This window comes from Halorubrum sp. AD140 (genome assembly GCF_034497445.1).
Lineage (GTDB): Archaea > Halobacteriota > Halobacteria > Halobacteriales > Haloferacaceae > Halorubrum.
The window spans coordinates 13,245-35,111 of record NZ_JAXRUU010000027.1 but is presented as its reverse complement, the minus strand read 5'-3'; the positions used below and the strand labels follow the sequence as shown (position 1 = coordinate 35,111).

The following is a 21,867-nucleotide window of genomic DNA, read 5'->3' as shown; positions in this document are numbered from 1 at the left end:
CATCACGGCGATCCGTCCCCTGATGAGCGCGCGAACACCATCCGGAGACCGGCTCGTCGAGTGGGCGGAGCTGGTCGACGAGGACGTACCCGAGGAGCTCCGAGAGGAGCGCTCGACCGACGGATAACTTTCACCACGCTTCGCGAAGGCTTTAGGCCGGAGGCGGCGTAGGCCCGCCGATGGCGACCGAGGCCGCCGGCATCGACAGACCCCTGCTCGTCGACGACTTCCTCCAGCGGCGCCGCTACCAGCTCCGGCTTGCGGAGTCCGCGGCCGCCGACCACACCCTCGTCTGTCTCCCGACCGGCCTCGGCAAGACGACGGTCAGCCTGCTCGTCACCGCCGAACGACTCGACGCGGTCGGCGGGAAGGCACTCTTTTTGGCCCCCACCAAACCCCTCGTCCAGCAGCACGCCGACTTCTATCGCGAGGCGCTCTCGATTCCGGACGACGAGATCGTCGTGTTCACCGGCGACGTGAAGCCGGACGACCGCGCCGCGCTCTGGGAGGACGCCCGGATCGCGATCGCGACCCCGCAGGTCGTCGAGAACGACCTGGTCGGCAACCGGATCTCGCTGCGCGAGGTGACCCACTGCACCTTCGACGAGTGTCACCGCGCGACCGGCGACTACGCGTACGTCTACATCGCGGAGCGGTACCACGCCGACGCGGCGGACCCGCTCGTCACCGGGATGTCGGCCTCGCCGGGCGGCGACACCGAGGAGATCGAGACGGTCTGTGAGAACCTCGGGCTCGTCAACGTGGAGGTGATGACCGAGGCGGACGCCGACGTCGACGAGTACACCCACGACACCGACGTGCAGTGGGAGCGGGTGACGCTCCCCGACGAGGTCCTCGAGATCCGCGACGCGCTCAACGAGGTGATCACCGATCGGTTGGAGAAGCTGAAGTCGCTCGGCGTGACGAACACGACGAGCCCCGACCTCTCCCAGCGCGACCTCAACGAGATGCGCGGGAAGCTGAAGCGGATGATGGACAACGACCAGTCGGACGGCTACAAGGGGATGAGCACCCACGCCGAGGTGATGAAGCTCCGGCGCGCGACCGAGCTGGTCGAGACGCAGTCGGTCGAGTCCGTCCGCCGCTACTTCGAGCGTCAGCGCGAGGCCGCCCGGTCGTCGGGCGCCTCGAAGGCGAGCCAGCGGATGGTCGCGGACCCCAAGGTGCGAGAGGCGATGCGGAAGGCGGAGTCGTTCGACGGGCTTCACCCGAAGTTCTCGAAGGCCCGGATCCTCCTCGCGGAGACGCTCGGGATCAACGACGGCGAGCGGGCCATCCTCTTCACCGAGTCCCGCGACACCGCCGAGGCGCTCGTGGAGTTCCTCTCCGCGAGCTTCGACGTCCGGAAGTTCGTCGGCCAGGGCGACAAGCAGGGCTCCGACGGGATGAGCCAGAAACAGCAACAGGAGACGCTCGACGAGTTCAAGAACGGGGAGTTCGAGGTGCTCGTCTCCACGTCGGTCGCCGAGGAGGGCCTCGACGTCCCCGAGGTCGATCTCGTCTGCTTCTACGAGCCGGTTCCCACCGCGATCCGCTCGATCCAGCGCAAGGGTCGGACCGGCCGGCAGGCGGAGGGGAAGGTGGTCGTCCTCATGGCCGAGGACACCCGCGACGAGGCGTTCTTCTGGATCTCGCGGCGCCGCGAGAAGAAGATGGCCACCCAGCTCGCCGAGCTGAAGGAGGCCACCGACGACATCGAGGAGACCGTGGGCGACGACGGACAGGCCGACCTCGACGCGTTCGCGGGGGGATCCGAAGGCGAGGACGCCGACACCGACGCCGACGACGGCGCGGGTGGGAGCGACAGAGGCACCGACGCGGGCGACGAGCCCGCCGACGCCGACGCCGGACTCACCGACTTCGCCGCGGAGGCGCGGGAGACCGAGCTGAGCGACGAGGCGGAAACGGGGGAGAGCAACGGCGGCGTCGTCGCGACGGCCGGGGTCGACGACGGCGTGGAGATCGTCGTCGACCAGCGCGAGCTCGACTCCTCCATCGCGAAGGACCTCTCGACGCGCGACGGGCTCGTCACCCGGCTGGAGACGCTCGCCGTCGGCGACTACGTGCTCTCGGACCGCGTGGCGGTCGAGCGGAAGTCGGCGGCGGACTTCGTCGACTCGATGCTCGACGCCGACCGGTCGATGTTCGAGCAGGTCGGCGAGCTCTCGCGGGCGTACGCCCGCCCCGTGATGGTCGTCGAGGGGACGAACCTCTACGGCCAGCGCGACATCGACCCCAACGCGATCCGCGGCGCGCTCGCGTCGCTGGCGGTCGACTTCGACGTGAGCGTCCTCCGAACCGAGAGCGAGACGGACACCACGGAGCTGCTCGCGACGATCGCCAAACGCGAACAGGAGACGCGCGACCGCGAGGTGAGCGTCCACGGGGAGAAGACGACCAAGACCCGCGCGGAACAGCAGGAGTACGTCGTCTCCTCCATCGCGGACATCGGCCCCGTCACGGCCCGGACCCTCCTCGAGCACTTCGGCACGGTCGAGGCCGTGATGACCGCGCCCGAGGACGATCTGCTGGCGGTCGAGGGCGTCGGTCCGGTGACCGCCGAGCGCATCCGCGAGGTCGTCGGGAGCGAGTACGAGTGACCTCGGTGAAACGCCCGACCGAACTCATCGAGCGAAAGAGAATTGTATACGGAATCGTATACGGGCCAGTGTGAGCAAGAGTATCCGCGTCGACGATGACACACACGCCGCGCTCGCGTCGCTCAAGGGGGACGACGAGACGTTCGACGAGCTGTTGACTCGACTGCTCCGCGAGCGGCGGGAGAACGTCCGCGCGGGTGCCGGTCTGTGGGAGGGGACCGACGCGGCAGACCACGCGAGAGCGAAGCGTCGAGAGATGAAACGCGGGGTCGACTCGCGGTGACGCTGTACGACAGCAGCGTCCTCATCGACTACCTCGCGGGACGAGACGCGGCGGTCGAGTACGTCGCGTCATGCGTTGACGACCGGGCGACCGCGCCCCCGTTGGTGCTGTTCGAGGTGTATCAGGGCGAGGTGTTCAAAACGGACGCGACGGATCTCGAGGCGGTCGACGAGGCGCTGACCTGGGTCGACGTGGTCGAGTCGTCGGCGTCGAGCGCCCGGGCGGCGGCGACCCTTCAGGACGAACTGCGGGCGGAGGGCGAGCCGCTCGCCGCACGCGACGCGTACATCGCCGGAGTCGCCGCGCTTCGGGACGAGCGGCTCGCGGTGGCCGACGCCGACTTCGACGTGGACGGGATCACCGATCGACTCGACGTCGACTTCGTCTGAGACGGGTCAGTCGAACCCGCTCACGAGCGTCACGACCCACTGGCCGACGTCGTACTCCGATCGGACCTCCACGCGCGTCACCCACTTCACCCACTGGAACCCCCGCCGATCTGGGGCGACGAGCCGGGCGGGAGCGCCGTGACCGTGGCTCAGTCGCTCGCCGCCGACGTGCGTCGCGAGCAGGGCGTCTTCGGCCTCGTCGAGCGGGAGACTCCAGCGGTAGCCGGTGACGGAGGTGAACCGGACGTAGGCGGGGTCGCGGTCCGAGTCGCCGGCGTCCCCGGAGCCGCCGGCGTCGACTCCGCCGGCCGCGTCGAGCAGGTCGCCGATGCGGATCCCGCCCCACTCCTGGACCGTGTACCAGCCGCTGGTGCAGTCGAGCAGCGCCTCCCGCTCGTGACCCGCGTCGAGTTCCTCGGCGGTCAGCTCGACTGGATCGCTCACGAGCCCGTCGACGCGCAGCCGGTAGCCGTCGCGGTCGATCGGGTCGGGGTCGTCGGCGACCCACGAGGTGATCGGGAACGCGCCGTTCCCGTCCCCCTCGCGGGGCTGTGACCCGGTGAACCGCCGGTCCGCGCCTCCCGTGTCGAGGAGGTCGCCGACGCCCTGCTGGAGCCGATACGTCGCCGCGCCCGCGGCCAGCAGGACGGCGTACCGCACCGCAGTCCGGCGTCGCTCGAAGTCGACCCGCCGCGGGAGCCTGAATCTGGTCGCGGCGTGCGCGGCCACGAGCGGGAGGAGCGCGAGCCCGAACCCGACGTGGACGGACAGCAGGGTCCAGTGGGAGATCCGGACGTCGAGCCCGACGACCCAGACGATCCCGGTCGAGAGCGCGCCGAGGGCGGCGACCAGGGTCAGGACCGACAGCGCGGTCGACCGCCGCCACCGGCTCGGGTCCGTGAGCCGCCGGCGGACGCGTGCGAGCTTCCACGCGAGCAGGGCGATAATCGCGAGCCCCAGCGCCCGGTGGAGCCAGAACAGCGGCCACCCCTCCGGGACGCCGACGGTGAACGAGACGAGCCCGGTGGCGACCTCCGCGGCCACGAACGCGAACAGCGACCAGTCCACCGCGCGGGGCGGCGGCTCCAGCCGCTCGGCGACGTCGCGAAGCCGGGCTCTCGCTCCCATCTCGACCGTGGTACGTGCTAGCGAGACAAAACGATGCGGGCGCGGCGGCCTCGTGCGTCACGGCGGCCGCAACGCGCCCCGCTCAGAGCTCGTACACCTCGCCGTCGACCGCGAGCGGCTCCTCGAACGCCTCGTCGGGCGGATAGTAGTGCGCGAGGTGGACGAGCCGAGTCCGGTCGGCGTCCAGCTCGTCGGCGAGCGCGAGCGCCCCCTCCCGGGTCATGTGCTTCGAGCCGAACGTGCGCGGGACGCCGTCGGGTCCCTCGTGGCGCCCGCCCATCGGGTGGTGCTCGCAGAGCGAGGCGGGGACGATGGCGTCGGCCAGTAGGAGGTCGGCGTCGGCGAGCGCCGCGCGGGAGCGCTCCGGGACGTCGTAGCTCGTGTCGCCCGTCAGCGAGAGCTTCGCGCCCGTCTCCGGGTCCTCGATGGCGACGCCGTAACACAGAAGCGGCGGGTGGTCGACGGGGACGAATCGGACCTCGAACCCGCACGTCTCGAAGGGCTCGAACGGCTCGCGGGCGTGGACGCCGATGCGGTCCTCCAGGTAGTCGTACTTCGCCCGGATCGTCTCGGCGACGCTCTCGTCGGTGGCGGGGTCGGTCTCGCTCGGCGCGTGGACGGGCAGTCCGTCGACCAGCCGGTAGACGTTGCCGAGCCCGTCGAGGTGGTCGAAGTGAATGTGCGTCACGATTCCCGCGTCCGGGAGCGAGACGTCGGCCGCGAGGAACTGCTGTCTGAAGTCGGGGCTGAAGTCGACGAGCAGCGACTCGTCCGCGCGCTCGTTTTCGACGTGGACCGAGAACCGCGACCGCGACACCCCGCGCTCTCGTGCCGCGGCGCAGGTGTCGCAGTCGCAGCCGACCGTCGGCGTCCCGGTCGTGTCGCCGGTGCCGAGGAGGGTGACCCGCATCTCGGATCCGTCTCGGCGACCCACCGACTTAGCGTCCGTGGTCGACCGGTCCGTCCGGCGAGCCCGTCGGACCGCCCCGATTGCAGGCCGGCGACGCACCCTCCCCGAGGTATATGTCCCGCAGGGCCGACCTTCCGGTATGCACGACGCCAGCGAACTCGTCCTCGCGCGGCTCCCCTCGGGCGTCCCTGTCCGCACGACCGTCCACGTCTACGGCGAGGGCCGACTCGTCGACGGCGACGACGGCCCCGAGCTCGACGTGCCGGTCGACGGCGGGCCCGTGATCTACGTCCAGGCGGCACAGCACGGCCGGGAGGTGAACGGCACCGCGGTCCTCCGGCGGCTCCACGAGCGGCTGACCGACGGGGAGGCGACGACCGCGGACGCAAGTGACCTCGACGGAACGCTCGTGACGGTCCCCGTCGCCGACCCGCTCACGTTCGACCGCGTCTCGTACACCGCGCCGGAGTCGCTCGACTCGGTCCACTCGAACATGAACCGCTGCTGGCCCGGCGACGACGCGGGGACGCTCCACGAGCGGATGGCGGCCCGCCTCTGGGCGTTCGCGAGCGCGGCCGACGCGGTCGTCGACCTCCACACGGGCTCGCCAGCGATGCTCACGCACACGGTGTACCTGCGCGGCGACGAGGTCTGTCGGTCGCTCGCGGAGGCGTTCGGGACGGACCTCCTGCTCGCGGAGGCGGCGGGCGACGAGGCGGACGCGGAGTGGAGCGAGCGCGGGTTCGCGGGGAAGCTCCGCGTCGCCGCCACGCGCGAGGGGATCCCCACGATCACGCCGGAGCTCGCGCACAGCCGCGAGGTCGTCGCCGAGGCGGTCGAGGAGGGACTGAGAGGGACGCTCGACGTTCTCCGCCACGAGGGACTGCTCCCCGGCGAGCCCGAGCCGTGGAACGGGACGGTCGCGCGCAACCACCTCGGTCGGGTGAACGCCGCCGAGTCGGGGCTGTTCACCCCGGAGCGGGACCTCGACGTCGGCGACGCGGTGGTGGAGGGAGAGCGGCTCGGCGTCGTCCACGACCCGACAGCGTTCGAGCCGCTCCAGACCGCGACGGCCGACCGCGACGGGATCGTCTACTCGATCGCCCGCGAGGCGACGGTCACCGCGGGCTCGACGCTCGTCGGCGTCGCGGAACGGCTGGAGGAGTGAGCGTCGGTCCGCGTCGAGTTCACGACCTGAGAACGCTCACGGCTTCCGTACCCGGATCTTCCCGTCGGCGTCCACGGTGACGAACAGGCGGCTCCGCACCTCGCGGCCGTGGACCGCGTCGCCGGCGCGCTCGCCGATCGTCTTCATCAGGCTCGGGGCGGTCTGGTTCACCTTCACGCCCGCCTCGTCGCAGGCGTCGTACACGCGTTTCGGGGCGTCGTAGAGGTCGGTCCCGACCTCGATCTCCACGCGGACGGGCGCGGCGAGCGCCTCCGCGAACGCGACCGTCTCGCGGGCCCGATCGACGTTGTCACGGGCGCTGGCCTCGACGCTGGAGACGTTCGCCCGCGACGTGCCGAGCCGGTCGGCGATGTCGGACTGGCGGAGTCCGCGCTCGCGGAGCGCGAGCACCTCCGCCTGCCGGTGCGTGAGAACGCTCTCGTCGGCGTCGAATCCGGCCCGCTCCAGCAGCTCGGCGGCGTCGACGTCGTCGGTGTCGGCGGCGTCACCGGCGTCGGTTGGACCGTCGTCTGCGACCATACCCGTCGCGAGGAGACGCGCGCTCAAAAAACGGTGGTGTCAGCGACCCTGGTCGGTCGCGGCGATCGGTCGGCGGATCGGCGGCGTCCGGACTGTCCGTGGGGTGGGGCCACCCCGGGACGCGCTCACTTGCCCCAGAAGTTCTCGCGGCTGCCGAGCCGTTCGCGGTCGGGGCGGTCGCGGCGGCGGTCGCCGTCTTCGTCGTCCGCGTCGTCCCCGTCCGCCGCCTCCGCCGCGTCGTCGCCCTCGTCGCCCTCCTCCGGGTCCTCGGGGAGCCGCTCGACGACGTCCCGTGCGGTCGCGTGGCTCGACTTCACGCGGTGGATCCGCACCTCCGCGCGCGCCGGCGGGAGGAGCCCGTCGACGAGGACGATGAAACCGTCGCCGGTGCGGCCCACGCCCGCGCCGCTCTCGTGGATGTCGTCGACCTCGACGACGACCTCCTCGCCGGGCTGGACCGGCTGCTGTTTCAGCTCGTAGATGGGCATGTCGTAGTGGTTACACCACTCCGCGCCGCCCTTGTTGCCGTAGTGTTGACACCCCATCCCCTCGATTCGTTCGTCGAAACTGGGGCATTCGTCGGCGAGTGGACAGTCCGCCATACCGTACGGGAGACCGGCCGTTGTTGAAACGTTTTCGACTGAGCGGCCGGAGAATCCGGAAATTCGGCGTTTTAATGCTGTAGACGGCGGCTGGTCCGAATGTCCGTGTTCCGCTCAGGGCCGGCTCACAGGAACTCGCGGACCTCCGAGTACCACATGTCGTGGTGGTCGATCGCGTTCACCGCGTCGGCGACGTCGACCGCGATCGCGTGCCAGCAGCGCTCGCTCGGATCCTCGGCGTCGAGGTTGTACGTGGCGTCCGCGCAGGTGCACTCGCCCTCCTCGACGACGTACTCGTCCTCGTGGCCCACGACGACGGTGAAATCGCGGTACCGCTTCACTCGTCCCTCCCCGACCGCCTCGATCGCGCGCTTGCCCCGGTCGCCGTGCTCGTCGACGATCGCGGCGGCGATCGGCCCGGTGAACTCCCCGGCCTCCGCGAGCGCCGCGCGCCAGTCGTCGACCGGCTCCATACCGCCCCGTTCTCGGGCGGTCGGTTAAATAGCGTCGGTCAGGGTCGCGGACGCGTGGTTTCAAGCCGCTCCCTCGCCTCCGTCGGCCATGGCCGAGACGTGTCCGCACCTGGCGTACCGCGAGGAGGGCGACGGGAAGTCGTTCGAGACCGCCCGCGCCTTCTGCACCGTGACGGGGTCGTTCGTCCAGCCGATGCGAGCCGACATCTGCAACGCCCGATACGGGCTCGACCCCGCGCGGGACTGCGAGTTCTACGAGGAGCCGGAACCGGGTCGGGGCGATCGTGACGAGGTCGACGCCGGCCGATGACCTACGACGACTACCTCGACGGGAAACCGGCGATCATCACCGCGGCGCTCACCGGCGGCGTCCACGGCAAGGAGGCGCACCCGGACCTCCCGGAGACGCCCGAGGAGATCGCCGCCGCGGCGGCCGCCTGCGAGGACGCGGGCGCCAGCGTGCTCCACCTCCACGCGCGCCGCGACGACGGGGAGCGCGCCTTCTCGGCCGAACGCTTCCAGGCGGTCGCCGACGCGGTCCGCGCGGCCACCGACGACGCCGTCCTCCAGCACTCGACCGGGGGAACGGCGGCGCCGGACGACCTCCGACACGAGCCGCTCCGTACCGACCCCGCCCCCGAGATGGCGTCGCTCGACATGGGGCCGCTCAACCGCTACGACCGGCTCACCTCGGAGAACACCCGCGAGCTGGTCGCGTCGCTGCACGCGGAGATGCGAGAGCGGGGAATCAAGCCAGAGCTGGAGGTGTTCAACGACGGGCACCTCAACGAGTCGCTGGCGATCCTCGACGAGCTGGACGACCCGCCGTACCTCAACTTCCTGTTCGGCGGCGGCACCACGTCGCCGCCGCACCCCCGGAACCTGATGAACCGAGTTGAGGCGCTGCCGGACGGGGTCGAGTTCAACGTGATCGGGTTCGGCCGGCACCAGCTCCCGCTGACGACGCAGTCGATCCTCCTCGGCGGGCACGTTCGGGTCGGACTGGAGGACAATCGGTATTATAGACGGGGCGAGCTGGCGACGAACGAGGAGCTGGTGGCGCGGGCGGCGCGAATTTCGGAGGAGCTCGGTCGGCCCGTGGCGACGCCCGATCAGGCGCGGGAGATGCTGGGCTTACGGGGGCGGTAGGGTCCGGAGCGCTCGGCGCTACTCCAGCACGACCAGCACGTCACCCATATCGACGCCCTCGCCCTCGCCGACGTGGACGCTCGCGACCGTGCCGCCGCGCTCCGCGACCACGTCGTTCTCCATCTTCATCGCCTCGAGGACGCAGACCACGTCGCCCGCGGACACCTCGTCGCCCTCGGCCACGTCGACCGAGAGGATCGTCCCCTGCATCTCCGCCGCGATCGCCTCGCCGCCCTCGGCGACGTCGACGCCGTCGTCGCCCCCGTCGTCGCTCGTCGCCTGCGGCGGTCGCTGCGTCCGGCCTCCCGCGTCGCTCCTCCCACCGCCCGCGGGCGTCGGGATCGGCGGCGCGCCGCGCTCCTCCAGCTCCACGTCGAAGCGCTTGCCGTTCACCTCGACGGTGAACTCGCGCTCGGTCACCTCCTCGTCGCCGCCCGCTGCCGACTCGGTCCCCCACTTCTCCTGAGCCTCGGCGACCAGCTCCCGGTCGAGCTCCTCGTCGAGGTACTTCGTGGTGTGGGTGCCCGCGACGAACCGCTCGTCGTCGAGCATGAGCCGGTGGAACGGAATGACGGTGACGACGCCCTCTACGTCGTACTCCGCGAGCGCGCGCTTCGACCGGGCGAGACACTCCTCGCGGTCGCCGCCCCACACGATCAGCTTCGCGATCATCGAGTCGTAGTCGGTGACCAACTCGTCGCCCTGCCGGAGCGCGTCGTCGACGCGGACGCCGATCCCGCCCGGCGGGTCGTACGTGTCGAGCCGCCCCTCGTTGGCCGGCTGGAACTCCTTCGCGGCGTTCTCGGCGTTGATCCGGAACTCGATGGCGTGGCCCTCCAGCTCCACGTCGTCCTGCGAGACGGACAGCCCCTCGCCGGCGGCGACCCGGAGCTGCTCTTTGACGATGTCGATCCCCGTCAGCTCCTCGGTGACGGTGTGTTCGACCTGGATGCGCGTGTTGACCTCGAGGAAGTAGAACGGCGTGTCCGGACCGAGCGGCTCCGACGGGTCGCGGTCGAGGTCCTCCTCGACGAGGAACTCGACGGTGCCGGCGTTGGTGTAGTCGGCGGCGGCGACGCCGCGGCGGGCGGCCTCGCCGATCCGCTCGCGGAGCTCGTCGGAGAGCGCGGGGGAGGGCCCCTCCTCGATCACCTTCTGGTGACGGCGCTGGAGCGAGCAGTCGCGCTCGCCGAGGTGGACGACGTCCGACTCGTCCGCGGGCCCCTCGCCGTCCTCGCCCGCCTCCGCGACGATCTGCACCTCGACGTGGCGGGGGTTCTCGAGGTAACGCTCCAGGTAGACGGAGTCGTTCGAGAAGTAGGCCTTTCCCTCGCGCTTGGCCGACTCGAGGGCGTCCGCGGCCTCGTCGGCGCTCTCGACCACCTTCATCCCGCGGCCGCCGCCGCCACCCTCGGCCTTGATCGCGATCGGGTAGCCGTGCTCGTCGCCGAACTCCGTCACCGCCTCGACCTCGGTGACGGGCTCGGTCGTCCCCGGGACGATGGGGACGTCGGCGTCGGCCATCACCCGGCGGGCGTGGGTCTTCTCGCCGAGCCGGTCCATCGCGTCGCTGGCGGGGCCGACCCAGGTGATCCCGTCGGCGGCCTCGACGCGCGCGGCGAAGTCGGCGTTCTCCGCGAGGAACCCGTAGCCCGGGTGAATCGCGTCGGCGTCGGCGGCGCGCGCGGCCTCGACGACCGCCTCGCCGTCGAGGTAGGAGTCGGCGGCGCGCGCGGGCCCGACGTTGTACGCCTCGTCCGCGTACCGGACGTGGCCCCCGTGTTTGTCCGCGTCGCTGTACACGGCGACGGTGTCGACACCCAACTCCGCACAGGCGCGCATCACCCGAACCGCGATCTCCCCGCGGTTCGCGACGAGAACCTTGTCGAACATTCTTGCACCTCCCTTCCACCAAGACCCACCTCATTCTATCGGTCCGCAACGATCGGGGTCCGGTGCGGTCGGCCGCGAGAACCGCCCGCCCGAGACGATTAAGGGGATCCGCGCGGCAGATCCGATCATGCTCTCGCCCGGTAATCCGTACGTGTTGCCATCGGTGTTGGTCGCGGCGGGCGCGTACCTCGCCGTGACGCTGCTGACCGACGCCTCCGTCCTCCTCCGGATCGCCCTGCTCGCGTTCCTCGCGGGCGTCGTTCCCGTCGTCCTCAACCGGATTCTCGGCGCCTCGACCGCGGATGCCGCGGCCGGGGAGAGCGCCGAGGAGCCGCCAGAGGCGTGACCACAGATATATAAACTATCGAACCAATCTCCGAACGCACCCTGCGAAGGGTTCGCGTGGCGAGGCGAAGGTCGGTGCCTCGCCGGGGGAATGCACGCACTCGGGCGCTCTCGCGTCCGGGGATATGTGTTCAGAGCCGACGCCAGCGGTGGCTCAGTCCCGGAGCGTCCCCGTCAGCACAGTTGGCCCGTCAGAACCGGCCGGCGCGTCCGGCCGCGGTCCACGGGTCGGTCGGCGCGCCTGCGGGCACCCGCACCGACCGACCGCTGAGCCGGTCGATCCGGCCGGCGAACGACCACCGCTCGCCGTCCCAGCCGGGCGCTTCCGCCTCCGCAGCCGCCGCCGCGGCCAGCTCCCCGTCGCGGAGATGTGCCGCGACCGCGGCGGCGATGGCGGCGGCCTCCGCGTCGTCGGCGTCGTCGGGGATCGTCAGGCCGTCGAGGGCGGCGAGGAACGCCGACTCACTCGGCTCCGCGTCGTTCGCCGCGGGCGAGTCGCTCTCCGCCGCGGACGGGTCCTCCTCCGTCGCGGGTGAGTCCGTCGCCATCAGATCGGGATGTTGCCGTGCTTCTTCTCGGGCTGGTCCGAGCGCTTCCCCGTCAGCATCTGGAGGTCGTCGATCAGCCGCGCGCGCGTCTCGGCGGGTTCGATGACGTCGTCGATGAACCCGCGGTCGGCGGCGGTGTACGGGTTCGCGAACTCCTCGCGGTACTCGTCGATGAGCTCCTGTCTGCGGGCGTCGGGGTCGTCGGCCGCCGCCAGCTCCTCGCGGTAGAGGACGTTGACGGCGCCCTTCGGTCCCATCACCGCGATCTCGGCGGTGGGCCACGCGTAGTTGACGTCGCCGCCGATGTGCTTCGAGGACATCACGCAGTAGGCGCCGCCGTACGCCTTCCGGGTGATCACGGTGAGCAGCGGGACGGTCGCCTCCGAGAAGGCGTACAAAAGCTTCGCCCCGTGGCGGATGATCCCGTTGTGCTCCTGGTCGGTGCCGGGCATGAACCCGGGGACGTCCTCGAAGGTGAGGATGGGGACGTTGAACGCGTCACAGAACCGGACGAAGCGCGCGCCCTTCTGGCTCGACTCGATGTCGAGCGTGCCGGCGTTCACGCGGGGGTTGTTGGCGACGACTCCGATCGAGTGGCCGTCGAGGCGGGCGAAGCCGACGACGACGTTCTTCGCGAAGTTCTCCTGCACCTCGAAGAACGACCCCTCGTCGACGACGCTGCCGATCACGTCCTTCATGTCGTACGGCTTTCGCGGCGCGTCCGGGACGATGCCGGCCAGTTCCTCGTCGGCGCGCTCGGGGTCGTCCCACGGCTCGACGCGCGGAGGGTCCTCGACGTTGTTGGCCGGGAGATACGAGAGCAGCCGCGCGATGTCGTCGAGGGCGTCCTCCTCGCTCTCCTCGGCGAAGTGGGCGACGCCGGAGGTCGACGAGTGGGTGATGGCGCCGCCGAGCTCCTCGAAGCTCACCTCCTCGCCCGTCACCGTCTCGATGACGTCCGGACCGGTGATGAACATGTGCGAGGTGTCTTTCACCATGAACGTGAAGTCCGTGATGGCGGGCGAGTACACCGCGCCGCCGGCGCAGGGACCCATGATCGCCGAAATCTGGGGGATGACGCCGGACGCCTCCGTGTTGCGCCGGAAGATCTCCGCGAAGCCGCCGAGCGAGGCCACTCCCTCCTGAATGCGGGCGCCGGCGGAGTCGTTGAGGCCGACGACGGGCGCACCCACGTCCATCGCCTTGTCCATCACCTTACACACCTTCTCGGCGAACACCTCGCCAAGCGAGCCGCCGAAGACGGTGAAGTCGTGGGCGAAGACGAACGTCTTCCGGCCGTTCACCTCGCCGTACCCCGTGACGACGCCGTCGCCCGGGATCCGGTTCTCCTCCATGCCGAACGTGTGGTTCCGGTGGGCGCGGAACCGGTCGAACTCGTGGAACGTCCCGTCGTCGAGGAAGTAGTCGATCCGCTCGCGCGCGGTCAGCTTTCCCTTCTCGTGTTGGGACTCGATCCGCTCCTCGCCGCCGCCCTTCGCCGCCCGCTCGCGGCGCTCGCGGAGGTCCTCGATGCGGTCGTCCATCGTCACGCCGGACCACCCTGAATCATTACCTCGTGGGTCGGCGAGCGGCGTCAAAAGGGTTCCCCTATCCGACGTTTCGGGCTTCGACGCCCGTCGAACCCGGGGACCGGTCGACCGCCGTCTCCTCACCTCCGGGGATCGTCCGCCACCGTCCGCACGAGCCCTGTCGTCGGTTCCCACGGGGAGGGGCGGTTCGACGCTTTTAAACCTCCGATGGACCACTCTCCGGTGAGACAGGCTTCGCCTGTTTCACTGACCCGTAGGAGCGACCTGCGTACTACGGAGGTGAAAATGGCAGACACAATACAAGAGGCCGTAACCCTCGCACTCGACGATGCGCCCGAGCGGAACTTCCGTGAGACGGTGGACATCGCGATCAACCTGCGAGACCTCGACCTCAACGATCCGTCGAACCGCATCGACGAGTCCGTCGTGCTGCCGGCTGGAACGGGGCAGGAGACACAGATCGTCGTCTTCGCGGAGGGCGAAACCGCCGTCCGCGCCGCGGACGTCGCTGATCAAGTGCTTGACAGCGACGACCTCGAAGACTTAGGAGACGACGACGACCGCGCAAAGGACCTCGCCGACGAGACCGACTTCTTCGTCGCCGAGGCCAACCTGATGCAGGACATCGGTCGGTACCTCGGTACCGTCCTCGGTCCGCGCGGGAAGATGCCTACCCCACTGCAGCCGGACGACGACGTCGTCGAGACCGTCAACCGGATGAAGAACACGGTGCAGCTCCGGTCCCGCGACCGGCGCACGTTCCACACCCGCGTCGGCGCCGAGGACATGGGCGCCGAGGCGATCTCGGACAACATCGACGTCATCATCCGGCGACTCGAAGCGAACCTCGAGAAGGGGCCGCTCAACATCGACGGGATCTACGTGAAGACCACGATGGGTCCCGCCAAGGAGGTGCCCGTATGAGCTCGGTCCGCAAGACCGAGACGATCCCGCAGTGGAAGCGCGAGGAGGTCGACGAGCTCGTCGAGTTCATCGACTCGTACAACTCCGTCGGGATCGTCGGCGTCGGCGGCATCCCGAGCCGACAGCTCCAGGCTATGCGCCGCGAGCTGCACGGCTCGGCCGACGTCCGCGTGAGCCGGAACACGCTCACGGTCCGCGCGCTGGAGGAGGTCGACGAGGGCGTCGAGGAGCTGACCGGGTACGTCTCCGGTCAGGTCGCGCTCATCGGCACGAACGACAACCCGTTCGGCCTCTTCAAGCAGCTGGAGGCCTCGAAGACGCCCGCCCCGATCGGCGCGGGCGAGGTCGCCCCCAACGACATCGTCATCCCCGAGGGCGACACCGGCGTCGACCCCGGACCGTTCGTCGGCGAGCTCCAGACGATCGGCGCGGCCGCGCGCATCCAGGACGGATCGATCGTGGTCACCGAGGACTCGAAGGTCCTCGAGGAGGGCGAGGTCGTCGACGACGACCTCGCGAACGTCCTAGTCGAGCTCGGCATCGAGCCGAAGGAAGTCGGGCTCGACCTCAAGGGCGTCTACTCCGAGGGCGTCCTGTTCGAGCCGGACGAGCTCGCCATCGACGTCGACGAGTACCGCGCGGACATCCAGTCCGCCGCGGCAGCCGCGCGAAATCTCTCGATCAACGCCGAGTACCCGACGGCCGCCACGGTCGGCAGCCTTCTCGCGAAGGCGTCCGGCGAGGCGAAGTCGGTCGGACTGTTCGCGGAGATCGAGAGCCCGGACGTCGTGCCCGACCTCATCGGGAAGGCCGACGCCCAACTGCGCGCGCTCGCGGCCCAGATCGACGACGAGGAGGCGCTTCCCGAGGAGCTACAGGGGGTCGAAGCCGCCCCGGCTCCGGAGACGGGCGACGCCGACGAGGAGGAACAGGCGGAGGACAACGACGACACGGACGACGCCGAGGAGGCCGACGACGACGCCGACGACGACGGCGACGACGGCGGCGAGGGTCTCGGCGCGATGTTCGGATAACACTACGAGGACACACCAATGGAATACGTTTACGCTGCGCTCATCCTGAACGAGACTGGCGAAGAGATCAACGAAGAGAACATCACCGGCGTGCTGGAAGCCGCCGGCGTCGACGTCGAGGAGTCCCGCGTCAAGGCGCTCGTCGCCGCGCTGGAGGACGTCGACATCGAGGAGGCCATCGAGACGGCCGCCGCGGCTCCCGCCGCCGGCGCCGCCGCGGGCGGCTCCGCGGACGCCGAGGAGGCCGACGACGGCGACGACGAGGCTGAGGAGGCCGACGCCGCCGAGGAGGAAGACGACGACGAGGACGAGGGCGACGGCGGCGAGGGCCTCGGCGAGCTCTTCGGCTAACCCCGGACGCTCACCGCGACCGACCGCCGTTCCGACCGCGCCGATTTTTGGTGCCGTTCGCTATTCGAAGTGATAACGCCGGGCGCGAGTTTATATGTCAATCGCCGGAAGCGGCGCCCGTTCAATGAAGATCGTCGACGGCGACAAGGTCGAGTGCGACCGCTGTGAGTCGGTGTTCCCCATCGGGACCGTCTCGCTGCTGGAGAAGGAGACGAACCGCGACTACGAGCGGGTGCTGTGCGAGGCGTGTCTCGGCGCCGTGGGGGTCCCGAAGGGGTACACGCTGCGGCGCGACATCAGCCACCTCGCGGGGTGAGCCGCACGCACGGCCGACGCGCCGGCCGCCCCCGGTCCCTCACTCTCGACGCGGACGGACGAGCCGCGACGCGGGGAAGCCGTACCGCTCGCAGTCGCCCACGCCGCGACCCGGCCGGATCGAGTCGGCGTACACGGCCTCGACGACCGGCTCGTGGGCGCCGTAGTCGGCGTTCGTGGCGTACTCCTCGACGGTCCGGCCCTCGTCGGTCCGGTAGGCGTCGGCGCGCTCGGTCGTGACCGCGACGACGACGACCCGCTCGCCGGTCTCGCGGTCGCGAACGACGTCGCCCGGCTCGAACGCGTGGCGGTCACAGAGGTGCGACCCCGGGTCGTCGATCGGGACGAACGTCTCGACTCCGCAGACCGCGCAGGCGCCGACGCGCTGGTCCGGGGCCGGGACCGATCCCGCGGTCACCTCCATCGCGACGCGCCGGATGTGCTTGCACCGCGAGCCGCGTATCGCGTGGTCCGGACAGGTGCAGGTGCCGGCGTCGAGCGCGACGACGTAGGTGCCGCCGTCGGTCTCGACGACGTACCGCCGGTCCCGGAGGGGGCGCACCGTCATCTCCTCCGCGACGGCGCGCGCCGCTCGGTCGTCCGCGGGACCGTCGCCGCTCGGGTCGTCGATGAGGGCGTCGTCGCCGCTCGGGTCGTCGATGAGGGCGTCGTCGTCGCTCGGACCGCCCGCATCGCTCCCCTCTCCGGCTCGATCGGATCGCCACTCGGAGGAGCGATCGGGCGACTCGGAGGGGCGATCCGCCGGGGCCACGGCTCGGGCGGCGGTCGGTTCGTCGGCGGTCGACGCGGGCAGGGGTCCAGGGGGCGTCATGGGTGGCCGCGAGGGTGGCCCTCGCTTCGCGTGGAAATAGGCGCCGTAAACGGTTAAATTCGCCGTCGAACGGGGCGAGCCTCCGCCGTTCGGGTTCGGTCGCCGAAGCCGTCGGGCTCGGCCGCCCCCCATCGAAGTCCTTTTTTAGCGGCGACGGAAACTCGCGGGCATGGAAATCGACGCGGAGCTCCGTCGGCAGATCACGGTCTCGCTGCTGGCGGCCGCGGTCTTCGTCGCCGGGCTGGTCGGGATCGGGGTGACGTTCGGCGGGTCGTCCGAGCTTCCGGAGTCCGGCGCGATCGCGCTCGTCGGACTGCTCGCCGTCTTCGTTTTGTTAATGGCGCTCGTCGGGGCGTACCTCATCCGCGCGAAAGACGAGTAGGCCGGCGTCACTCCGTTCCGTCCGTAGACAGGCCTACTCCGTTCCGTCCGCGTCAGCGATCTCGCCCGCGTCCCGTTTCACTCCGTTCCCCTCTCGGTCTCCTCGGTCGCTCCCTCCGTCTTCCCCGCCCTCGCGGTCCCGCCAGTCGGTGATCTCCTCGGCGTCCGCGACCCGCTTCTCGTAGTACGCGAGGGGGTCGGCGGCGACCTGCATGTGGTCCTCCTCGTTGTGGCAGATCCCGTAGTTCGCCAGCGTCTCGCAGGTCGGCGGCGGGTACTGCGTGCCGCGGTCGTCCGCGAGGTACTCCGTCTGGTAGCGGATCCCCTCGGCGTCGAGGCTCGTGTCCGCACAGAACGCCACCACCTCGTCCGGCGACATCCCGATCCCGACGAGGAACGCCATCAGCGCGAACGACTCCGGCGGCGCGAGGTCGGCGTCGCGCTCGGCCTTCTCGATCAGGTTCGTCATACATGGCGGGAACAGCTCGGGAGCGACGACGTCGACCGGCCCCGCGTACGATCGCTCGGAGAGCAGCCGCTTGAGGTCGGCGACGCCCGCCTCGAGCTCCGCGGCGATCCCCTCGCCGGCAGCCAGCTCGAACGGGAGCCCCTCGCGCACTCGGTCCTCGACGGCGGCCTCGATCGCGTCCAACAGCTCGTCGCGCGAGACGCGCACCGCCCCGTCGGCGAGCGCGCGGTTGACGAGCCGCCACGACTCCCCCCACGACGGCGACGTGAGTCGGAGGTACGGCCCGACGTCGATCCAGTAGTGGGCGGGGGCGCGGCCGGGAGCCTCGACGCCGGGCGCGCCCGTCCCGACGTCCCCCGCTCCGGCCGCCGGACCGCCTCTCGGCGACTCCGGGCGGACGGCGTCGTCGAGGTCGAACTCGGCGAGCACGTCGTCGAGGCCGACGGTCGGCGTCGACACCGACCGCAGCTCGTCGTCGGCCGCGAGGTCCTCCCGGATCCGGTCGATCGCGGTCGCGGCCTCCGCGGCGGCGTACTTCTCTATGGCGGGCTCGGAGTCGAGCAGCGAGACGAGGATCCGCGCGACGGGGTACGAGAGCAACTCGGCCTGCACGTCGTGCGCGGACTCCTCCGGGAACGCTCCGCTCTCGGACTCGACGGTTCCGTCCAGCAGGGCGCGCTCGACGCGCTCGCGGCCGCGCTCGACGGCGGGCGCGTCGGCCGCGACGAGCTCCGGGAGCGACACCGCGGCGTCGGCGACGGCCTCGCGGGCGGCCGCGAAGAACGGGTACTTGGCGTCGAGCGCGTCCATGTCCGGTCCGTGGTTGCGAGGGGCGGCGAATAAGCGGTGCGGTCCGCGGCCGCGCTACAGCCGACCGCGGAGGGAGTACCCGAGGTAGCCGCCGAGAACGCCCGATCCGAGGGTGTAGGCGGCGCCGAGCCCGATCACGAGGAGCGCGAGGATCCCGAACTCCGCCGGCGCTCCGGCGAACCCGAGGAAGAAGAGGAGGAAGGCGACCATCGCGACGAACGGAAGCGTCATGACAACGCCGGCGACCGCACCCGTCTTGAGCGCGTCGCTCGACCGACCGCCGCAGAGGTAGCCGGCGACCGCGCCGCCGAGCACGGTGGCGAAGGGGACGAACGACAGCACCGATCCGGCGATTCCGCCCAGCACGCCGTAGAGGAGGAGATCGACCGGGTCGGCCGGGGAATCGTCGCCGGGGGAGAGGAACCCGTCCGAGTCGGCGTCCGGGTCGTCTCGATCGGCGGTGGAGAGCATCGGCGTCGCATCGCCGCCGCTGGAGGGATCGTTGGGGACCACGGTCGGCTCACTCCTCGTCTTCGGCCGGCTCGTCTTCGGCCGGCTCGTCGGCGTCGAGCTCCTCGACGGACGCGCCCGGCGCGTTGAACTTCACGCTGTTGAGCCCCTGTTTCGCCTTCTGTTTCGAGGCGTACCCCTGCCCGCCGTCGGCGATGATGTTGCCGTTGTCGTGGCGGAGCCGCCAGCGGTACCTCTCGTCGCTGTCCCGGAACAGCTCGAAGGCCGCGTCGCTTCCGCCGTCTTCGGGGGCCTCCTCGCCGCGATCGACGTCGATCACGTGCGCGCCCGGCGCGTTCCGCTGGACGCTCTCGATCCCCGACTTCGCGTCCCGCTTGTCCGCGTACCCCTCCCCGCCGTCGGCGACGATGTTGCCGTTGTCGTGGCGGAGCCGCCAGCGCCACTGGTCGGCGCTGTCGGCGTACAGCTCAAACGTCGCCTTGCTCGCGGCCGCGTCGACGTCGATCTCGCCGTCCGCCTCGTCGAACTCCACCCCGACCTCGAAGTGGACGACACCGTCCTCTCGCTCGAGTTCGATCTCGACGTCGGACTCGGCGGCGGGGTCGACCGTCACCGTCCCGGCGTCGTCGATCGGGACCGGCTCGCCGCGACCGAGCGCCTCCGCGATGCGGCGGAAGTAGGTCGCCAGTGCCTGTCGACTCCGCGACCGCTTCGCCTCGTGGATCGTCTCTTCGGGCATGCACGTATCGCCTCGCAGGCGGCACACAAAACGCTATGGTCGGGGCGACCGCTCACTCCCGCTCGGCGACGATCGTCTCGCCGGCGCGGACCGCGTCGCCCTCGCTCACGAGGAGGTCCTCCTCGCTCACGTCGGCCGGTAACACCACGTCCGCGCGCGAGCCGAACGAGACGTGGCCGACGCGCTCGCCGCGGTCGACGACGTCGCCGGGCTCGACGGACGGGTGGATCCGGCGGGCGAACCAGCCGGCGATGACCAGCAGCTCGTACTCGCCGAAGTCGATCGCGACCTGCTCGTTGCGGTCGGACTCCTTGCTGAACGCGGGGCGGTTCGCGCCGGGGCGGTGGCGCACCTCCCGGACCTCCCCCGCGATCGGCGCGCGGTTCACGTGCACGTCGGTGACGTTCATGAACACGCCCACCCGCAGTCGCCTCCCCTCTTCGCGCACGACCGACACGGTGCCGTCGGCGGGCGCGACGACGATCCCCTCGGCGTCCGGCGGCGCGCGGTCGGGGTCGCGGTGGAACCAGATGACGCCGAGCGCGAGCGCGAGCAGACCCCCGCCGACCGGCGGGATGAGGGGGAGGGTCGCGGCGCCGACGAGGGCGGGGACGAGCGCGAGCCGCCACGCCTCGTCGACGACGGGGAACGGGAGGAAGCGAGCGAGCGGCGGGTTCCGGTCCATCGTCAGGCCTCCGCCGGGTCGCGGAGGTCGGGTCTGAGCTCGGTGCGGCCGGCCGCCCACGCCGCGAGCAGGTGGGTGAGGTGGATCCTGTCGTCGAGCCCGTCGGTGAGGTCGAGGTCGGCCTCGCCGGCGAGCACGTGGAGCCGCGCGAGGTCGTCGCCGCCGTACTCGGAGCCGGCGCGGGCGACCCGCAGCGTCTCCCGGAGGAGCTCCCCGCCGTCGTACCCGCCCTCGTCGAGCAGGTCGTCGAGCGTCGACCGCGCGTCCTTCAGGTCGCCGGCGCGGGCGTCGGCGAGCGCCTCGCGGATCGCGTCGTCGTCGCCCACCTCGCCGAGCGTCTCGTAGGCGGTCGACATGGTGATCTCGCCGCCCTCGACCGCGGTCGCCTGCGCGGAGAGGATCGCCTCGCGGAGGTCGCCGCCGGCCGCGCTGGCGACGAACTCCAGCCCGTCGTCGTCGTGGTCGACGCCCTCGCGCTCGCAGATCGTCTCGAGCACGTCGATCGTCTCGTCGGTCGTCGGTGCGCGCACCCGGACCGGGAAACAGCGCGACCGGATCGGCGCGATGAGCTTCGACGGCTGGCGGGTGGCGATCACGAACTGCGTGGTCCGGTGGTGCTGTTCCATCACCCGACGGAGCGCCTGCTGGAAGTCCTCGCGGATCGCCTCGGCGTTGTCGAGTAAGACCGTCTTGTACTCGCCCGACATCGGCGCGTACGACGCCGACTCCTTCAGCACGCGGTTTATCATGTCGCGTTTCGCCATCCGGCTCCGCCCCCGCAGGAACCCCTCGAAGCGGGGGTCCGTCCGGATCTCCTTTTTGGTCCGGCCGAAGAAGTCGGCGACGTTGATCTCGATCAGGTCGCTCTCCGGGTTCTCGTGGGCGGCTCGCGTCAGCGCGCGCGTCGCCGCCGTCTTGCCGACCCCGGGCGGCCCCTGCACGACGAGGTTCATCGGCTCGTCGACCGCGCGCTCCAGCCGCTCGCGCGCTTCGTCCTGCCGGATCTCTTCGAGCGCGGGAGCGTGCGCGTCGGTCCACAGCGGTCCCTCCATTGGCTTCCATTCGGAGCCGCTCGCTCAAGAATCGGTCGGTCGCCGCCCCGATGGAGCGCTCAACGTCGCCCCGACGTCGTCGAGGCAACCGCCATTTCTTTACGATCATTCCCGAACAAAAAGTTCAGAAGTCAGTCACTACAAGCGCCCTCGATCCGTCCGTTCGCTGTTCTCCGGCACGGAGAGGACACGTGCGGTGGCTCGA

Annotated in this window: 26 protein-coding genes; 12 read left to right on the top strand and 14 right to left on the bottom strand. The window is 70.7% G+C overall.

All coding sequences use genetic code 11. The features are described from left to right. Positions 1–179: 179 nt before the first annotated feature. From U4E84_RS08845 to U4E84_RS08835, 3 genes are all read left to right on the top strand, one after another. On the top strand, positions 180–2,621 hold the full coding sequence (locus tag U4E84_RS08845) for a DEAD/DEAH box helicase (protein ID WP_322531733.1): 2,442 nt from the start codon (positions 180–182) through the stop codon (positions 2,619–2,621). 70 nt (positions 2,622–2,691) lie between these two features. Further along, on the top strand, positions 2,692–2,904 hold the full coding sequence (locus tag U4E84_RS08840; RefSeq protein ID WP_322531732.1) for an antitoxin VapB family protein: 213 nt from the start codon (positions 2,692–2,694) through the stop codon (positions 2,902–2,904). After that, complete coding sequence (locus tag U4E84_RS08835; protein ID WP_322531731.1) at positions 2,901–3,293, top strand: PIN domain-containing protein; 393 nt, start codon at positions 2,901–2,903, stop codon at positions 3,291–3,293. The genes U4E84_RS08840 and U4E84_RS08835 overlap by 4 nt, the downstream gene beginning before the upstream one ends. Positions 3,294–3,299: 6 nt before the next feature. Here U4E84_RS08835 and U4E84_RS08830 read toward each other — a convergent pair whose 3' ends face one another. Both U4E84_RS08830 and U4E84_RS08825 read right to left on the bottom strand, forming a co-directional pair. After that, positions 3,300–4,421, bottom strand: coding sequence for a molybdopterin-dependent oxidoreductase (locus tag U4E84_RS08830; RefSeq protein WP_322531730.1), 1,122 nt, complete (start codon positions 4,419–4,421; stop codon positions 3,300–3,302). Positions 4,422–4,503: 82 nt separating this feature from the next. Next, positions 4,504–5,331 (bottom strand): MBL fold metallo-hydrolase, encoded by an 828-nt coding sequence (locus U4E84_RS08825; protein ID WP_322531739.1) that lies wholly within the window; start codon positions 5,329–5,331, stop codon positions 4,504–4,506. A gap of 139 nt (positions 5,332–5,470) precedes the next feature. Between U4E84_RS08825 and U4E84_RS08820 the strand changes: the two genes are divergently transcribed. Next, a complete protein-coding gene (locus U4E84_RS08820; protein WP_322531729.1) occupies positions 5,471–6,499 on the top strand; it encodes a succinylglutamate desuccinylase/aspartoacylase family protein in 1,029 nt (342 codons plus the stop codon). A gap of 36 nt (positions 6,500–6,535) precedes the next feature. On the opposite strand, the gene U4E84_RS08815 is transcribed toward U4E84_RS08820, so the two are convergent. The 3 genes from U4E84_RS08815 to U4E84_RS08805 form a co-directional block, all read right to left on the bottom strand. Further along, entirely contained in the window at positions 6,536–7,039 is a 504-nt protein-coding gene (locus tag U4E84_RS08815) for a Tfx family DNA-binding protein (RefSeq protein ID WP_322531728.1), read from the bottom strand. Positions 7,040–7,164: 125 nt separating this feature from the next. Continuing rightward, positions 7,165–7,641, bottom strand: coding sequence for a TRAM domain-containing protein (locus U4E84_RS08810; RefSeq protein WP_322531727.1), 477 nt, complete (start codon positions 7,639–7,641; stop codon positions 7,165–7,167). Between the two features lie 125 nt (positions 7,642–7,766). Then, positions 7,767–8,114 (bottom strand): hypothetical protein, encoded by a 348-nt coding sequence (locus U4E84_RS08805; protein ID WP_322531726.1) that lies wholly within the window; start codon positions 8,112–8,114, stop codon positions 7,767–7,769. Positions 8,115–8,202: 88 nt separating this feature from the next. Between U4E84_RS08805 and U4E84_RS08800 the strand changes: the two genes are divergently transcribed. Both U4E84_RS08800 and U4E84_RS08795 read left to right on the top strand, forming a co-directional pair. Next, the gene (locus tag U4E84_RS08800) at positions 8,203–8,424 is read left to right on the top strand and encodes a hypothetical protein (protein ID WP_322531725.1); all 222 of its coding nucleotides are present in this window, start codon (positions 8,203–8,205) and stop codon (positions 8,422–8,424) included. After that, positions 8,421–9,263 carry a 3-keto-5-aminohexanoate cleavage protein gene (locus U4E84_RS08795; protein ID WP_322531724.1) on the top strand — a complete coding sequence of 281 codons (843 nt, stop codon included), beginning with the start codon at positions 8,421–8,423 and terminating at the stop codon, positions 9,261–9,263. The genes U4E84_RS08800 and U4E84_RS08795 overlap by 4 nt, the downstream gene beginning before the upstream one ends. 18 nt (positions 9,264–9,281) lie before the next feature. On the opposite strand, the gene U4E84_RS08790 is transcribed toward U4E84_RS08795, so the two are convergent. Beyond that, a complete protein-coding gene (locus U4E84_RS08790) occupies positions 9,282–11,156 on the bottom strand; it encodes a biotin carboxylase N-terminal domain-containing protein (protein WP_322531723.1) in 1,875 nt (624 codons plus the stop codon). A 127-nt stretch (positions 11,157–11,283) separates the two neighbouring features. Between U4E84_RS08790 and U4E84_RS08785 the strand changes: the two genes are divergently transcribed. After that, complete coding sequence (locus U4E84_RS08785) at positions 11,284–11,502, top strand: hypothetical protein (RefSeq protein ID WP_322531722.1); 219 nt, start codon at positions 11,284–11,286, stop codon at positions 11,500–11,502. Positions 11,503–11,692: 190 nt separating this feature from the next. On the opposite strand, the gene U4E84_RS08780 is transcribed toward U4E84_RS08785, so the two are convergent. Both U4E84_RS08780 and U4E84_RS08775 read right to left on the bottom strand, forming a co-directional pair. Further along, on the bottom strand, positions 11,693–12,049 hold the full coding sequence (locus U4E84_RS08780) for a hypothetical protein (RefSeq protein ID WP_322531721.1): 357 nt from the start codon (positions 12,047–12,049) through the stop codon (positions 11,693–11,695). Further along, positions 12,049–13,593, bottom strand: a complete 1,545-nt coding sequence (locus tag U4E84_RS08775; protein ID WP_322531720.1) for an acyl-CoA carboxylase subunit beta — start codon at positions 13,591–13,593, stop codon at positions 12,049–12,051. Before U4E84_RS08775 ends, U4E84_RS08780 begins: the two co-directional genes overlap by 1 nt. 291 nt (positions 13,594–13,884) lie before the next feature. Between U4E84_RS08775 and U4E84_RS08770 the strand changes: the two genes are divergently transcribed. The 4 genes from U4E84_RS08770 to U4E84_RS08755 all read left to right on the top strand — a co-directional run bounded on the left by U4E84_RS08770 (position 13,885) and on the right by U4E84_RS08755 (position 16,224). Continuing rightward, entirely contained in the window at positions 13,885–14,523 is a 639-nt protein-coding gene (locus U4E84_RS08770; RefSeq protein WP_008001601.1) for a 50S ribosomal protein L1, read from the top strand. Next, positions 14,520–15,557, top strand: coding sequence for a 50S ribosomal protein L10 (locus U4E84_RS08765; RefSeq protein ID WP_322531719.1), 1,038 nt, complete (start codon positions 14,520–14,522; stop codon positions 15,555–15,557). The genes U4E84_RS08770 and U4E84_RS08765 overlap by 4 nt, the downstream gene beginning before the upstream one ends. Positions 15,558–15,575: 18 nt before the next feature. After that, positions 15,576–15,908, top strand: a complete 333-nt coding sequence (gene rpl12p, locus U4E84_RS08760; protein WP_322531718.1) for a 50S ribosomal protein P1 — start codon at positions 15,576–15,578, stop codon at positions 15,906–15,908. A 124-nt stretch (positions 15,909–16,032) separates the two neighbouring features. Continuing rightward, positions 16,033–16,224 (top strand): hypothetical protein, encoded by a 192-nt coding sequence (locus U4E84_RS08755; RefSeq protein ID WP_322531717.1) that lies wholly within the window; start codon positions 16,033–16,035, stop codon positions 16,222–16,224. 39 nt (positions 16,225–16,263) lie between these two features. On the opposite strand, the gene U4E84_RS08750 is transcribed toward U4E84_RS08755, so the two are convergent. Further along, positions 16,264–17,055, bottom strand: a complete 792-nt coding sequence (locus tag U4E84_RS08750; RefSeq protein WP_322531716.1) for an SWIM zinc finger family protein — start codon at positions 17,053–17,055, stop codon at positions 16,264–16,266. 169 nt (positions 17,056–17,224) lie between these two features. Here U4E84_RS08750 and U4E84_RS08745 point away from each other — a divergent pair, with 169 nt between their 5' ends. Continuing rightward, complete coding sequence (locus U4E84_RS08745) at positions 17,225–17,437, top strand: hypothetical protein (protein ID WP_322531715.1); 213 nt, start codon at positions 17,225–17,227, stop codon at positions 17,435–17,437. 33 nt (positions 17,438–17,470) lie between these two features. Here U4E84_RS08745 and U4E84_RS08740 read toward each other — a convergent pair whose 3' ends face one another. From U4E84_RS08740 to U4E84_RS08720, 5 genes are read right to left on the bottom strand one after another with little or no spacing between them, the layout of a single operon-like run. Continuing rightward, positions 17,471–18,715, bottom strand: coding sequence for a DNA primase (locus tag U4E84_RS08740; RefSeq protein ID WP_322531714.1), 1,245 nt, complete (start codon positions 18,713–18,715; stop codon positions 17,471–17,473). A 54-nt stretch (positions 18,716–18,769) separates the two neighbouring features. Further along, the gene (locus tag U4E84_RS08735; RefSeq protein WP_322531713.1) at positions 18,770–19,228 is read right to left on the bottom strand and encodes a DUF5518 domain-containing protein; all 459 of its coding nucleotides are present in this window, start codon (positions 19,226–19,228) and stop codon (positions 18,770–18,772) included. A gap of 7 nt (positions 19,229–19,235) precedes the next feature. Beyond that, entirely contained in the window at positions 19,236–19,925 is a 690-nt protein-coding gene (locus U4E84_RS08730; protein ID WP_322531712.1) for an HVO_2922 family protein, read from the bottom strand. A 52-nt stretch (positions 19,926–19,977) separates the two neighbouring features. Continuing rightward, positions 19,978–20,610 (bottom strand): protein sorting system archaetidylserine decarboxylase, encoded by a 633-nt coding sequence (locus U4E84_RS08725; protein ID WP_322531711.1) that lies wholly within the window; start codon positions 20,608–20,610, stop codon positions 19,978–19,980. Positions 20,611–20,612: 2 nt separating this feature from the next. Continuing rightward, on the bottom strand, positions 20,613–21,662 hold the full coding sequence (locus U4E84_RS08720) for an AAA family ATPase (protein ID WP_322531710.1): 1,050 nt from the start codon (positions 21,660–21,662) through the stop codon (positions 20,613–20,615). Positions 21,663–21,867 lie beyond the last annotated feature (205 nt).